12 protein-coding genes are annotated in these 13,677 nt (G+C 68.9%); 4 read left to right on the plus strand and 8 right to left on the minus strand.

Annotation, left to right across the window (positions count from 1 at the left end):
- Window positions 1-13 precede the first annotated feature (13 nt).
- A complete protein-coding gene (locus AB0L82_RS01900) occupies window positions 14-1,462 on the minus strand; it encodes an FHA domain-containing protein (RefSeq protein WP_364629529.1) in 1,449 nt (482 codons plus the stop codon).
- Window positions 1,463-1,683: 221 nt separating this feature from the next.
- Here AB0L82_RS01900 and AB0L82_RS01905 point away from each other — a divergent pair, with 221 nt between their 5' ends.
- Window positions 1,684-2,187 carry a hypothetical protein gene (locus tag AB0L82_RS01905; protein WP_364629531.1) on the plus strand — a complete coding sequence of 168 codons (504 nt, stop codon included), beginning with the start codon at window positions 1,684-1,686 and terminating at the stop codon, window positions 2,185-2,187.
- Window positions 2,188-2,275: 88 nt separating this feature from the next.
- Here AB0L82_RS01905 and AB0L82_RS01910 read toward each other — a convergent pair whose 3' ends face one another.
- Window positions 2,276-3,817, minus strand: coding sequence for a glycerol-3-phosphate dehydrogenase/oxidase (locus AB0L82_RS01910; protein WP_364629534.1), 1,542 nt, complete (start codon window positions 3,815-3,817; stop codon window positions 2,276-2,278).
- The gene (locus tag AB0L82_RS01915; protein WP_364629537.1) at window positions 3,814-4,440 is read right to left on the minus strand and encodes a TetR/AcrR family transcriptional regulator; all 627 of its coding nucleotides are present in this window, start codon (window positions 4,438-4,440) and stop codon (window positions 3,814-3,816) included. Before AB0L82_RS01915 ends, AB0L82_RS01910 begins: the two co-directional genes overlap by 4 nt.
- Before the next feature lie 116 nt (window positions 4,441-4,556).
- Between AB0L82_RS01915 and AB0L82_RS01920 the strand changes: the two genes are divergently transcribed.
- Together AB0L82_RS01920 and AB0L82_RS01925 are read left to right on the plus strand one after the other, a co-directional pair.
- Window positions 4,557-6,134: an FAD-binding oxidoreductase gene (locus AB0L82_RS01920; RefSeq protein WP_364632723.1), complete on the plus strand. Its 1,578-nt coding sequence runs from the start codon at window positions 4,557-4,559 to the stop codon at window positions 6,132-6,134.
- Complete coding sequence (locus AB0L82_RS01925) at window positions 6,131-7,057, plus strand: YegS/Rv2252/BmrU family lipid kinase (RefSeq protein ID WP_364629540.1); 927 nt, start codon at window positions 6,131-6,133, stop codon at window positions 7,055-7,057. The genes AB0L82_RS01920 and AB0L82_RS01925 overlap by 4 nt, the downstream gene beginning before the upstream one ends.
- 7 nt (window positions 7,058-7,064) lie before the next feature.
- Here the strand turns inward: AB0L82_RS01925 and AB0L82_RS01930 are convergent, their stop codons facing one another.
- The 4 genes from AB0L82_RS01930 to AB0L82_RS01945 all read right to left on the minus strand — a co-directional run bounded on the left by AB0L82_RS01930 (window position 7,065) and on the right by AB0L82_RS01945 (window position 11,488).
- Complete coding sequence (locus AB0L82_RS01930; protein ID WP_364629543.1) at window positions 7,065-7,682, minus strand: AAA family ATPase; 618 nt, start codon at window positions 7,680-7,682, stop codon at window positions 7,065-7,067.
- Between the two features lie 142 nt (window positions 7,683-7,824).
- The gene (locus AB0L82_RS01935) at window positions 7,825-8,967 is read right to left on the minus strand and encodes a cytochrome P450 (RefSeq protein ID WP_364629546.1); all 1,143 of its coding nucleotides are present in this window, start codon (window positions 8,965-8,967) and stop codon (window positions 7,825-7,827) included.
- Window positions 8,964-10,262 (minus strand): DegT/DnrJ/EryC1/StrS family aminotransferase, encoded by a 1,299-nt coding sequence (locus AB0L82_RS01940; protein ID WP_364629548.1) that lies wholly within the window; start codon window positions 10,260-10,262, stop codon window positions 8,964-8,966. Before AB0L82_RS01940 ends, AB0L82_RS01935 begins: the two co-directional genes overlap by 4 nt.
- Before the next feature lie 2 nt (window positions 10,263-10,264).
- Window positions 10,265-11,488, minus strand: coding sequence for a hypothetical protein (locus AB0L82_RS01945; RefSeq protein ID WP_364629550.1), 1,224 nt, complete (start codon window positions 11,486-11,488; stop codon window positions 10,265-10,267).
- Between the two features lie 237 nt (window positions 11,489-11,725).
- Here AB0L82_RS01945 and AB0L82_RS01950 point away from each other — a divergent pair, with 237 nt between their 5' ends.
- A complete protein-coding gene (locus tag AB0L82_RS01950) occupies window positions 11,726-12,514 on the plus strand; it encodes a helix-turn-helix domain-containing protein (RefSeq protein ID WP_364629553.1) in 789 nt (262 codons plus the stop codon).
- Here AB0L82_RS01950 and AB0L82_RS01955 read toward each other — a convergent pair whose 3' ends face one another.
- Window positions 12,515-13,306 (minus strand): alpha/beta hydrolase, encoded by a 792-nt coding sequence (locus tag AB0L82_RS01955; protein ID WP_364629556.1) that lies wholly within the window; start codon window positions 13,304-13,306, stop codon window positions 12,515-12,517.
- Window positions 13,307-13,677 lie beyond the last annotated feature (371 nt).

The raw sequence follows: 13,677 nt of genomic DNA on the forward strand, positions 1-13,677 counted from the left end.
ATGGAGCGGTTGGTCAGCGGCGGCTGGGGTTGGGCTGATAGGTGAGGATGCGGTCGCCGACCCGCAGGCTCCAGCCGGGTTTGAGCTCCATGGGGCGCTGCCCCACGCGGATCCATTCCTGGGCTCCGGGAGCCGCGACGTAGGTGCCGCCGGGGGTGGCGGCGTCGCGGATCAGGACCAGGCCCTTATCGATGAAAACGTGGGCGTGCACACGGGATACGTGGCGGTCGCGGGGGATGACGATCGGTGCGGCGGCGGCACGGCGCACCGATTCGTCGATCATCGGGTCGCGGCCGATCACGTAGGGCCGGTCCAGCGGATAGTTCGCGCCGTCGGCGGAGGTGAGCGCGCCGGGACGGCCGCCGATCTTATCGGTCTCCGGTTCCACGCGTCCCGCAATGGGTTTCACTCGCGGAGCGGAATCTTCTTCGGCGGCAGCGGCTTTCGCGTCGTAGGCGGCGGTGGGAGGCTGATCCTCCGCATCCGGGCGGGTCTCGGCTTCGGCGGCATCCGGAGAACTGTTGTCCCGCACCGGTGTCGCGATATCCGATACGGCGGCCCGCTCACCCGAGACCGGATCGGCGATGGGTACGGCACGGCTCGCCTTCGCGGCGGCGGCTCGCGATTCCTCGGCCTCGAGGGCGGAGATGGCCTGGGTCTCCTCCGGTGTCGCCCCCGGCGCGGTCGCGGCTCGGTGGCGCACCGCCCCGGAGTCACCGGGGATCGCACGCCCGGGCTCGGAATCACCGGACGACGGCCGCACGGCGGCGGCTCCGCCGTTCACCGGGCGAATGGGCTCCGAACCACCGGCCGCGGCGGCGTTCTCGCGTCGCGGTGCCTCCGAGCCGGGAGCGGGGAACCGGGTGTGCGACGGCGTCGGCGTGGATGTCCGTCTGGTCGCGTCATGGGTGGGTGTGGCCGGACTGGTTTCGGGCGGCGGCGGTTTCGGGATGGATGCCGTCGTGGTGCGCAGGGGCGGGGTGATCCCGCTGGGCGGGGCGTTCATGATGAATCCGCCCGCCGCGGCGATCCCGGAGCGTAGATCGGTGTGCGGGACCGCGTTACCCGGATCACTTTCCGCGCTCACGGTCAGTTTGCGCACCGGATCGCGCAGGATTTCATCGACCCAGGTCATGGCCCGCGCCCCGGATAGATGCCGGGAACCCTCCGGCCCGTCGACGATCGCTCGCACCGGCCCGCGCAGCAGCACCAGAATTCCCCCGGAGGTGGGCGCGACCACCCCGAATGACGGCGGTTGCGCGGACCCGCTGCTGAATACGGTCGCCGCCAGCCGCTGCGCGATCGCTATCCCGGGATCGGCCGCGGTCGCCGCCGTCTCGGCCGCGCCGAGTATGCGTTCGGTGGACGGGCTCGTCCCCGCCAGGAAGATGACGACATTGCCGAACCGCGCGACCAGCCCATCCCCGCGCATCAGCCCTACGGTTGTCGGAATCCGCCCCATTCGCGCCTCCTTATGTCCGGCGCCCACAACATCGCAGCCCAGCATAGGGTGCTCCCCGCCCTGACCGCATCGGTCGAGAAAACAGCCGACCGGTCCACCGAAGGGCGACACGGACTCGCCGGATTGTCGGAATACTCCGCGCGAGCGCATTCGGGGCGCGAGGATCGGGGGAACGCGCCGGTGCATTCGGTTCCGGCACACCCGATGAGGACCGAATCCATATGGGCACGATCACCAGGAATACGCGCGTCACCCGCTCGTCCGCCGGGAATCAGCGCGCTGCGGGGCACGTCGGCGGAGACCGGCGGGCCGCCGGGTCTGCCATCCAAGGGCGTATCGCCGGGCCGCTCGCCGTGGCGGCGCTCGCGTTCGGCGTCACCGCGCTGGCCGCACCCGCCGGTGCGACCGCCACCCGGGTCGGCGCGGAACCCGGCCTGAGTTTCGGCTCCGCGAGCAGCTACGGCACCGGTTGCGGTTACATGGTCAACGCGTACGTGGATGACCCGTCGACTCCGGTCGTCTTCTACGACAACGGCATTCAGTTCGCGGTCGCGCGTCCCTCCGGTGCGCTGGCCCAGGCCCGCTGGACTCCGGCCACGGTCGGCCCGCATCGCATCACCGTCGTCCAGCACAGCGCCCCGGGCGAGGATGTCGTCCCGTGGCTGGACCTCACCGCCGCGACCGGGCTCAGCAGCGGTTCGGGCTGCTACGTCGTCGGCGGCTAGGCCGAATCCGCACGATGCGGGCCGCATCCGGTGCGAGCGGGACTGATCGGGCACCGGTCGTACCCGCTCCCGCGCAGTCGCGGCCGGATCAGGGCCGGATGAAAGCGGCCTCGGCGGCCGGGGTGGCGGCCTTGCGGTCGGTGGCCACCAGTCCGATGCGAGTGCGGCGGTCCAGCAGATCGTCGATATCGAGTGCGCCCTCGTGGGTGGTGGCGAAGACGAATTCGGCGGCGGTGACATCGATTCCGGGGGCGACCGGGGCGGCCAGTGCCGGATCGTGGTCGATCAGTTCGAGAATGTCGGTCGCCTCGCTGCCGTAGCGTTCGACCAGTCGATTGGGCGCTTCGATGCCATCGCGCGCCTTACCGGACACCGCGCCGATTAGCGGGAGATCGCGGGTGCGGCACGGGCTCGCGGTGAGGTGCGCGTGCGCGATGGCCGCGTCCACGGTGTCCTCGGCCATCTTCCGATAGGTGGTGAGTTTGCCGCCGACCACGGTGATCAACCCGGTGGGGGAGGTCAGCACGGCGTGCTCGCGGGAGATATCGGCGGTGCTGTCGTCACCGGTGCGCAGCAGCGGGCGCAGCCCCGCGTAGGTGCCGCGAATATCGTTGCGGGTCAACGGTTCCCGCAGCACCGTATTGACGGTGTCGAGCAGGAAATCGATCTCGGCCTCGGTGGCGTGCGGCACGTCCGGGACCGGACCGGGTGCTTCCTCATCGGTGAGCCCCAGGTAGACGCGATTGTGCGCGGCCGGAAACGCGAAGATGAACCGGCTGGTGCTGCCGGGAATCGGCACCGTCAGCGAGGCGGTGAGCCCGCCGAACGCGGCCGCGTCGAACACCAGGTGGGTGCCGCGCGAGGGCCGCAATTCGATGCTCGGATCCACCTGATCGGCCCAGACGCCGGTCGCGTTGATCACCGAACGCGCTGTGACGGTACGGGTTTCGCCGGTGAGCCGATCGGTCAGCACGGCCGAGGTCCCGGTGACATCGCTCGCCGCCACCCGGGTGAGCACGGATGCCCCGTGCAGCGCCGCGGTGCGCGCGATCGCCACCACCAGCCGCGCGTCGTCGACGAGCTGCCCATCCCAGGCGAGCAATCCGCCGCGCAATCCGTCCCGCCGCACGGTCGGCGCGAAGCGCAATGCCTCGGCCGCCGCCACCCGCCGTGAACGCGGCAGCACCGCCGCCGAGGTGCCCGCGGTCCGCCGCAGCACATCCCCGGCCAGGAACCCGATCCGCACCAATGCCTTCTGTGCCGCACCGATATTCGGCAGCAGCGGCACCACCTGCGGCAGCGCCCGGGTCAGATGCGGTGCGGTGCGGGTGAGCAGGATATCCCGCTCCACGGCGCTCTCGTGCGCGATGCCCACCCCGCCGCTGGCCAGATACCGCAGCCCGCCGTGCACCAGTTTGGAACTCCACCGGCTGGTCCCGAACGCCAGATCATGCTTGTCCACCAGCACCGTGCGCAGCCCGCGCGAGGCCGCGTCCAAAGCCACACCGGCCCCGGTGATTCCGCCGCCGATCACCAGCACATCGATGGTCTCGTCGCCGAGCGCCGCCCATTCCCGTTGCCGCCGAGCGGCGTTGAGCGCCGAGCTGGGCCGAGCCGAAGTGTCGTTCATGGGAAGACCTTTCGCCGTGGAGCGGTGGAGAGGACCGGAGTCAGATAGCCGGTGATGGCCCGGCCGAGTTCGATATCGAGCTGATCCGAATCGAGGAAATCGGTGACGGTGCCCGCGGATTGGACGGCGGACTGCGCCAGCAGCAACAGCATGGCGGCGAGCTGTTCGGGTTCGCCCTCGCGAATCGACCCGTCCCGCTGGCCTTCTCGAATGGTTTCGGCGAACAGCCCGATCAGCGCGCGCTGATTGCGGCCGAGCCGTTCGAAGACGTAGGTGAGCATGACATCGGCATCGGTGCGGAAGATCTTGGCGAACAGCGGATTCCGCCGCATCATCGAACCGCCGCCGACGATCGCGCCCACCAGTCGCTCACGCGCGGTGCCGCCGTCGGGGATGGCCTCGGCGATGATCTCGCGCAATTCGCGCACCAGCAGATCCGCCACCAGCGATCCGGTATCGGCCCAGCGCCGGTACACGGTCGGCCTGCTCACGCCCGCGCGCCGCGCCACCTCGGTGAGCGTGGTGCGCCGCACGCCGAATTCGGCCACGCAGGCGCGCGCCGCGTCCATGATGGCCCGGTCGACGGCGGATGATGGTTCGGTCGAGGCCACGGTTGCCGCCATCCTTGGGAGGGTTTCGTTACTGCTTGACATTCTATGTCAGACTGTAACGCATGGTCGACACACGAGCAGCCTCCGCATCCACGGAAAACCCGGGCGAGCCGCAAGCCCGCGCGAGTATGGTGTGGGACGCCTGGGGCTCCCCGTCCGGACACAAACCGTTGCCCGAACAAATCCGGGGACTGCTCGCGCAGGTATTCGGGGTATCCGGTGAGCCGGCGACCCGTCGCGATGAGGGCGACGTGCCGCTGCGCGCATCGGCCCTGTCCCCGGAACAGCAAGCCGGGCTCGGCGCGGTGGTCGGTACGGACAACCTCTCCCTCGACCACCGCGATCGCCTGCGGCACGCGGGCGGCAAGAGCACCCCCGATCTGTTGCGCCGCCGCGATACCGCCCCGCAGGACGCCCCCGACGCCGTCGTCTTCCCCGCCGACCACGACGAGGTCACCGCCCTGCTCGAATACTGTTCCGGCAGCGGCATCGCCGTGGTTCCCTTCGGCGGCGGCACCAGCGTCGTCGGCGGATTGGACCCGGCCCGAGGCATTTTCGGCGCGGTCATCGCCGTGGACCTGCGCCGCCTGGACACCATCACCGAGGTGGATCCGATCAGCGGCACCGCCACCCTGGGCGCGGGTCTGACCGGTCCGCGCGCCGAGGAACTCCTTGCCGAGCACGGACTTTCGCTCGGCCACTATCCGCAGAGCTTCGAATACGCCACCATCGGCGGCTTCGCGGCCACACGTTCCTCGGGTCAGGCGTCGGCCGGATACGGCCGCTTCGACGATATGATCCAGCGGCTCCGAATCGCCACGCCCGCAGGCGGTCTCGATCTGGGCCGGGCTCCCGCCTCGGCCGCCGGACCCGATCTGCGTGAACTCTTCTCCGGTTCCGAGGGCACCCTCGGCATCATCACCGGCGTCACCCTGCGCGTGCATCCCGTCCCGGAGACCACCGCGTACCAGGCGTGGTCCTTCCCGGACTTCGCCACCGGCGCGAACGCGCTGCGCACGGTCATCCAGGCGGGTGCGGCACCCACCGTGATGCGCCTGTCCGATGAGGCCGAGACCGGCCTGAACCTGGCTCGCGCCGGGGATATCGGCGGCGCACCCGTCGGCGGCTGCTTGGCGGTCACCACCTTCGAGGGCACCGCGGCGCATGTCGCGGCCCGCAGCGCCGAAGCGACGGATCTGCTCAGCGCCGCCGGTGGCACCGCTCTCGGCGAGAATCCGGCCCGCGAATGGGAGCACGGCCGTTTCGCCGCACCCTATCTGCGAGATGCCCTGCTGGACGCCGGAATTCTGTGCGAGACCCTCGAAACCGCGACCACCTGGTCCAATCTCGCCAACCTGAAGGCGAAAGTCACCGCCGCACTGACCGATTCGCTCACCGCACAGGGCACGCCTGCCCTGGTCATGTGCCATATCTCGCACACCTACCCGACCGGTGCCTCGCTCTACTTCACCATCGTGGCCAAGCAGGCCGACGATCCGATCGCACAGTGGGCCGAGGCCAAACACGCTGTCGGCGATGCCATCGTCGCCGCCTCGGGCACCATCACCCACCACCACGCCGTCGGCGCGGATCACCGCCCGTGGATGACCGCCGAAATCGGCGATCTCGGCGTCCAGGTGCTGCGCGCGGTGAAGAATGCCGTGGACCCCGCCGGAATCATGAACCCTGGGAAGCTCATTCCGTGAGAGAGATTCGCTCCGTACTGCTGGTGACCAATCCGCTGTCGGGCCACGGTAAAGGCGTGCAGGTCGGGATCGCCGCCGCCAACCTGTTCGCCGAACGCGGTATCCAGGTCATCGAGATCAGCGGTGATTCGGCGACCGATACCGAGAACCGGGTGCGCGCCGCGCTCGCCGATCCGGCCGCCCGGCCCGACGCCGTGGTGGCGGCGGGCGGTGACGGCCTGACCTGCGTGGTGTTGCAGGCGTTGGTCGGCACCGGTGTTCCGCTCGGGCTGGTGCCGGGCGGTACCGGTAACGATCTGGCCCGCGAGGTCGCCATCCCGGACGAGGCGACCGCCGCGGTCGATGTGGTGCTGGGCGGTAAGACCCGCACCATCGACCTGGGCACCGTGCAGGCCGAGGCCGCCGCGCGCCCGATGTGGTTCGCGACCGTCACCGGCACCGGCCTCGACGCCCGAGTCACCTTGCGCGCCAACCGAATGACCTGGCCCAAGGGTCCGCTGCGCTATACCGTGGCCGCCCTGCTGGAGCTGGTGGGCAAGCTCGCGGTGCCGTATCGCATCGAATTGCACGGCTCACCGGATCATCCGGACGGCACCGTGATCGAACAGGACGCCATCATGGTCGCGGTCGGCAATACCCGCACCTACGGCGGCGGCATGCTCATCACCCCCGACGCTGTCATCGACGACGGCCTGCTGAATCTCACGGTCGTCGGGGCCATGCCGCGCCGGGATCTGCTGCGCCTGCTGCCCGCGCTGTCCGCGGGCAAGCGCATCGAGCATCCGGCCACCACCCAGTACACCGCCGCGCGCTTCACCCTCACCGCCCCGGACGCGCCCGCGACCGCGGACGGCGATCCGGCGGGCATGCTCCCCGCCACCTTCATCGCACATCCGGGTGCGCTGGAAATCCTGGTCCCCTGAACCGAATTCAGGCCGGGAAGGACACCTCGGCCAGTTCGGTGACGGCCGCACGATCCAGGATGACCACCGATTCGGGCGCGGGATCCGGCTTCACGCCCGCGCCCGCCCGGTCCATCAGCCGCTGCCAGCGCATGCAATGCCATTGGAAGCTGAGCTGGCTCACGGTGCGCCCGCGGGAGACCTGACCGGCCCGCGCCAGTTCGGCCGAGGCATCGATCATGACCAGGTGCACGGGGCGGCCCACACCGCGCGCCCACGCCGCGACCAAGCGCCGCACCCAGTTCCGGGTACCGCAGTCGTGAATGATCACCGGTCCGTCCGCGTGCCGCAGGGCGGTGCGAATCCGCAGGTAGTGCGTGAGGTGCACGATCGGCAGCAGCAGCGGGTACGGTACCGCGCGCAACCGGCGCTGCCACCATTTGCGCGACTGGTGCGAATCCACCAGCAGTGCGCCCATCGGGCTCAGCGCGGGCTCGACCGCATCGGGGTAGTCGCCGAACAGTTTTCGCAGGGCGGTGCTCTTGCCCGCACCCGGCACACCGGTGAAGATCACGGCGGCGCTTGCGGGATAACGCAATTCGCGAATGGCATGGCCGCGCAGATCGTGCACCCGATGGGGCGTCATCGTGCGCGGCCTCGGATACGGAGGGTCGTTATCGGCCTGTAAGGCGGGTTCCAGCGGGGGATTCACCCTTCAAGCATCGGTAACGGACACCATTCGGACAACCGGGATTTCCCCTGATTTTTCCCGAAGAGCCATCGCGGGGTCACCACCGCACCGGCAGGGTGCGCAGGCCGCCGGTGAAGACATCGTCGCGCATGATCAAGGTCTGCTTGTCCACCGCGAGCCGCATATCCGGGAATCGCGAAACCAATTGCCCGAAGGCGGTGTGCAGTTCGATCCGGGCCAGCGGTGCGCCGATGCAGTAGCGCGCACCGTATCCGAAGGTGAAGTGCGCGCCCTGCTGGCGGGTGAAATCCACCCGGCTCGGCTCGGGGAAGACCGTGGGATCGTGATTGGCCGAGGTGAGTCCGAGCAGCACCAGATCCCCGGCGGCCACCCGCACCCCGTCGATGTCCAGATCGGTACGGGCATACCGCGGCAGATTCGTCGGCTCGCAGGCGCGCAGCAGTTCCTCGGTGGCGGAGGGCAATAGCGCCGGATTGTCGTGCAGCGTGCGCCACAGCTCCGGATCGGCCAGCAGCATGAGCACTCCGACACCGATATGCACCACCGAGGTCTCATGCCCCGCGAACAGCAGCATCATGGCGAAGGTGGCGATCTCCTCCTCGGTCAATTCCGGATCGGCGCACAACCGCGAGGTGACGTCATCGCCGGGATCACGACGCTTGCGCTCCACCGACTTCCGGCAGTACTCGAACAGCTCCGCCACGCCCCATTCGACCTTCGCCCGATCCCGCACATCCCCGACCGCGGTCACCCACTCCCGGAACCGATCCCGGTCGTCATAGGGCACCCCGAGCAATTCACAGATCACCAGCAACGGCAGCGGCAGCGCCAGCGCGGTATGCAGATCCGCCGGAGAACCCTGCGCTTGCATCTCATCGAGCAGTCGCGCGGTGATGGCCTCCACCCGCGGCTGGAACTCCCGCATCCGCCGCACCGAGAAATGCGGCTGCAGAATCGATTTCATCCGCAGATGATCCGCGCGCTCACTGGCGAAGTTCCCCACCGGACCGCCGAAGAACGCGGATTCGCCCATCCGCGAGGCGGTTTCGGGATTCGGATGCGAACGCCCCAGATTCGGCTCCGCGAACAACTCCCGCACCAGGTGATATCCGGTCGCGAGCCACGCCGGATCCCCGGTCGGCGTCCGCGTCGCGCTCATTCCGGTGACCGGACAACCCGGCGACGGGATATCGGAGAGTGGCGGGTCGGAAAGCGTCATGCCGAAATGCCTTTCAGTGCGGGGGAATCCGCGTCCGTGAGCGATCCGGAGGCTGCGCGGACCTTCGCCAGGGCGGTGAGTATGTCGTCGATATCGGTGCGGTCACCGAGCAGCACGCTGTGATGCATGAGCAGGGTGTGGTCGCGGTAGGCGTGCGCACCGGAGAAATCGCGGCCGGTGGCGCGCACCGCGTCCCAGAGCCGGGCGAAGCGCGGTTTGGTATGTGCCCGTAGCAGATTGCCGCTGGGCAGGGGGACGCGCGGCGGATAGACCTTGGTGCCCAGCTCGGCGGATAGCGCGGCCGCGATCTGGTCGACGGATGTCCCACCGAACGTCCCCGGTGCGAATCGGATGCCGTACTCGTAGATCGCGCGCCGATCCACCTGCGCGGGAACGGGAATCGAGGACAGGCCGGGTATCCGGGTCAGACCGTCCTCGAGTTCCGTCGCCCGAATCTCTCGCCGTGCGTGCTGAATATCGAGCCGCGGCAGCTGATCGAGCAGCACCCCGGCCGTGAGCTCGGACATGCAGTAGTTGCCGCCCATGATCTCGCCGAGCTCGACCAGTTCGTATTCGCCGGGTGCGGGCGCGTCCTCGGTGTAGCCCCGGGAATCGGCGCGCAGCATGAGCATGCGCCGATACAGCTCGGGGCTATCGGTGATGGCGGCTCCGGCCTCACCCGCCGCCAGGGATTTGGCCGCGCCGAGGCTGAACACCCCGATATCGCCGAAGGTGCCGACCGCGCGCCCATCCCAGCGCGCACCGTGCGATTGCGAACAATCCTCGATGAGCCCGACACCCGCCGCCCGGGTCAGTTCGGTCAACTCCACGATCGGTGCGACCGTGCACGCCAGATGAACCGCGATCACCGCCCGGGTGCGCGCGGACCATCCGGCCCGCACCTGATCGACGGCCAGGCAACCGGTTTCGGGATCCACATCCACCAGTACGGGCAGCGCGCCGACCCGCAAAACGGCCGTGGCCGGGGCCACCCAGGTCAGCGCGGGCACGATGACCTCGTCACCCGGGCCGACGCCCAGCGCCTCCAGCGCGATGACCAGCGCGCTGGAGCCGTGATCGACGCTCACCCCGTACGCCGCGCCGTTGTAGCGCGCGAACGCCTCTCCGAAGAGTCGCTCCCTGGACTTCCCGCCCCCGGGTGCGTACCAGCTCACCGACCAGCGCGAAGACCGCAGTGCGGCAAGCAGTTCGGTCTCGGTGGCGACGTCGTACTGCGGCCATACCGGCCAGTCCCGCGCACCGCGCACCGGTGCGCCGCCGTGTATCGCGAGCATGATCAGACGCCCTGATGCCGGGTGCGGCGGGCAGATCCATGCGCCGCCGGTATCGCGGCGGCGGTCAATCGTCTCCCGGCCATCGACGCGGCGGGGGAGGGCTGGGCGATCACCTCGAGTGCCTCGCGAATCTCCGGGATCGAAACATGCACCAGCGGAAGATCGCCGGTCATCGCGGGGCAGCCGAGCCCGCGCAGCAGCACGAACGGCAGCGATTCCGGCCGCGCTTCCAGATAGCCCTTCTTATTGTCGTCCTGCGCCACCGCGAGCACATCCGCCACCGAAACCGTCGGCGGCAGGCACGGTTCCACACCCAATCCGGTGATGATCTCGTAGTGCGCGCTCACCTCGTCATCGCCGAGCCAGCCGCGCGCGTGTGAGATGTGCGCCGCCACCAGCATTCCCACCGCTATCGCCGCGCCGTGCGCTATTCCGGCCGATCCGCGTACCCGGTGATCGCAGATTTCGATGGCGTGCCCGACGGTATGCCCGTATTCGAGCACCAAACCGGAGCGCCGCTCATGCGTATCATTGCGCGTGACAGCGGATTTGGCCTCGATACTGGCATCCAGCAGCCAGGTGAGCGCGGCGGGCGCGGCCAATTCGTCGGCCGCGATGATCGCCCGCAGCCGGTCCAGCGCCACGGGGCGAATGGCCAGGCAATTCTTCGCCATTTCGCAATAGCCGGAACGCAATTCGTCCGCCGGCAGCGTCGCGAACAGTCGCACCTCCGCGTACACGGCCGTCGGCGCGTAATAGGTGCCCAGGTGATTCTTGCCCACCGGACTGTTGATCGCCTGTTTCAGCGACAGCACCGAATCCATCGCGGCGATGGTGGTGGTCGGCACATGCACCAGCCGCACGCCCCGGAACAGCAGATTCGCCATGAGCCCGGCCAGATTTCCGGGCACGCCACCACCGAACGCCACCACCACCGAACGGCGGGTCACCCCCGCGCGCAGGGCCCGCTCCAGATGATCGGTGAGACAGGCCAGCGTCTTCATGGATTCGCCCGCCCGATGACTGAGCACAATCGCCGGGGTGCTGCCGGACAGGCGCTCGATAATCGGCCGATACAACCCGAGCACCGTATCATCGGTGACGAAAACGAGTGTGTCCGCCTGTAATCCGGCAATCCCCTCGGCTATATCCGCGAGGCAGTCCTCGCCGAAGGAATACGAATACGATTCCGCGCCGATCGAAATGGCGCGCGATGTGATGCCCATGGTCTCACTCCTGCCCGGTCTCGCCTGCCCCACAGGCAAATATCGGCGCGCGGCGCGCGGCTCGGCAACCGCTGGGATACCCCAGTCAGGATGTGCCCCGCGCCTCGGTACCACTCGCCGGGACACCCGCTTGCCCGGGTGCCACTGGCAGGGGTAGCGCGGGACTCCGCCAGGGCTGGGGGAGTGCGGCACGGCCCGGTAGGGTGCGATCCGGGGGCAGGAGAGAGCGGAGAACTGTTGTCCGACAATGACATCGCGGTCGAGGCCGCGGATCTGCGCGCTCCCACCCTGGCCGAGTTCGTTCGGGAGCGGCGCAGCGGGCCCACCTCCGCGCATCCGGCCGGACTGACCCGCAAACAACTCGCCGAGGCCACCCACGCCAGCCTCGGCTATATCGCCAAGATCGAACAGGGCGAGGCGCTCAATCCCGGTCCGGCCATTCTGGATTCGCTCGCGAATGTGCTCTGCCTGGACTCCGCCGAACGCGTGCACCTCTACCATCTGGCGCAGCAGCGGCCCGCCCCGCCGACCCCGGAATCACTGCGGCCCAACAGCATTGCCGCGGGCACCGTCCGCACCACCCTGGACGCCCTGCTCCCGCATCTGGCCGCCGCACTGGACGAGGGCTGGCGCGTGGTCGACTGCAACAGCGCCTTCGACGCGGCCTTCCCGGGCCTCGGCCGGGGCGGTCACGTACTGCGCTGGCTCTTCACCGATCCGCGCGCCCGCATAGTGATAGAGGAATGGGAACAGGAGGCCCGCCTCATGGTCGGCCGCTTCCGCGCCTACGCCGCCGATGCCGCCGACCGCGACGAAATCGAGTCACTGCTGGCCGAACTCGGTGAGCATGCCGACTTCCGCCGCCTCTGGGAGGACGCGCACGTGCGCATCGGCCGCCCCGAATCCCAATTCCGCCTGCGCAATCCGGAAACCGCCACCGTCTTCGACGTCATCGTGCAGCGCTACCGCAGCACCACCCCGAAATTCGCCCACCAGCTCTTCATAGGTCTGGTCGGCGCTGCCTGATCACTCCGGCAGTCCGTCGAGGAAGGTACGCAGCAAGGTGTTCACCTCGTCGGCGTGGGTGAGGTTCGGTGACATGGCGGCCCCGGCGATGGTGTGCACCGTCGTCGGCGCGCCGAAGGCCCGGGCCATGCGCAGCACCTCGTCCGCATCGGCGGTCTGATCCCCGACGCCGCGCAAAACGATTGCCGGACAGGTGATCTCGCCGAGCAGCCCGAGCACCGAATCGCGGTTGATCAGGCAGTCCGCCGAGAGTCGCAGCCGGGTGCGATCCCCGGCCAGCCATTTATCGCGCCACGGCTGTTTATCGTCATCGGTGCCGCCCACGGTGAGCGCGGACACCATTTTGATGATCGGGGTCAGCGGTGCGCTACCGGCCCAGGCGTCCAGGACCTCGCGGTATCCAGGTTTGCGGCGCGCGGGCATGGCATCGGCGGTGGAGCCGATCGCGATCACTCCCCGCGATCGCGGCCGGGCCAGCAGCGCCATCCGGACCGCGGTGAACGCCCCGTGCCCGACCCCGCCGACCACCGCGCGCTCGATGCCGAGCTGATCGGCCACCGCCCAGGTATCGCGCGCCAGATCCCAGTAGCTGAATGGTGTTCCGTCGTCCTCGGACAGGCCGTGCCCGCGCGAATCGACGCACACCACGCGGTAGTGCGGGGCGAGTGCGCGCCGCTGCGGCGCGAAGCTCTCCTCGTCCATGAAGAAGCTGTGCCCCAACAGGACCGGCGGTCCGTTCCCTCCCGTATCGGTGTAATGGATCTTCGCTCCCCCGCGAGCTACGAACGGCATCTTCGGACCTTACGACAGTCCTCCGACGCACAAGCCCGACTCCGAGTGTGAAATGTAATGCAGTCACTCACGTCGCTGACATGCGAAAACCGCTGGCCGCCAGTGATATTCGGGTCTTGCCCCGAATGCCTCCACCCGCGTACGCAGCATCCCTGCGGGTAGCGAAGGCCATGCGGCGCACGCAACGCAGTTGCAACGAATTGTGGCCTACCCTGGCCCATTTGGGTCAGAACCTGAGAATTGCTTATGGAATCCGAGGTCCCGGCCGAAACGGCGGTAGGCTTGCTCTCGAAGGCGAGGCCTTCGGTGTCCCTCATCCGCCGAAGGTCTCGCCCTTCGGCTGTCCGGGGCCTTACTCCTCCGCCGTCCGG

It is taken from the genome of Nocardia sp. NPDC052001, from assembly GCF_040680615.1.
Taxonomy (GTDB): domain Bacteria; phylum Actinomycetota; class Actinomycetes; order Mycobacteriales; family Mycobacteriaceae; genus Nocardia.

What these genes read in the sequence shown, in the direction of transcription:
- AB0L82_RS01900 (WP_364629529.1), bottom strand. Translation starts at nt 1,462, where the DNA reads ATGGGGCGGATTCCGACAACCGTAGGGCTGATGCGCGGGGATGGGCTG.
- AB0L82_RS01905 (WP_364629531.1), top strand. Translation starts at nt 1,684, where the DNA reads ATGGGCACGATCACCAGGAATACGCGCGTCACCCGCTCGTCCGCCGGG.
- AB0L82_RS01910 (WP_364629534.1), bottom strand. Translation starts at nt 3,817, where the DNA reads ATGAACGACACTTCGGCTCGGCCCAGCTCGGCGCTCAACGCCGCTCGG.
- AB0L82_RS01915 (WP_364629537.1), bottom strand. Translation starts at nt 4,440, where the DNA reads ATGGCGGCAACCGTGGCCTCGACCGAACCATCATCCGCCGTCGACCGG.
- AB0L82_RS01920 (WP_364632723.1), top strand. Translation starts at nt 4,557, where the DNA reads ATGGTGTGGGACGCCTGGGGCTCCCCGTCCGGACACAAACCGTTGCCC.
- AB0L82_RS01930 (WP_364629543.1), bottom strand. Translation starts at nt 7,682, where the DNA reads ATGACGCCCCATCGGGTGCACGATCTGCGCGGCCATGCCATTCGCGAA.
- AB0L82_RS01935 (WP_364629546.1), bottom strand. Translation starts at nt 8,967, where the DNA reads ATGACGCTTTCCGACCCGCCACTCTCCGATATCCCGTCGCCGGGTTGT.
- AB0L82_RS01940 (WP_364629548.1), bottom strand. Translation starts at nt 10,262, where the DNA reads ATGCTCGCGATACACGGCGGCGCACCGGTGCGCGGTGCGCGGGACTGG.
- AB0L82_RS01945 (WP_364629550.1), bottom strand. Translation starts at nt 11,488, where the DNA reads ATGGGCATCACATCGCGCGCCATTTCGATCGGCGCGGAATCGTATTCG.
- AB0L82_RS01955 (WP_364629556.1), bottom strand. Translation starts at nt 13,306, where the DNA reads ATGCCGTTCGTAGCTCGCGGGGGAGCGAAGATCCATTACACCGATACG.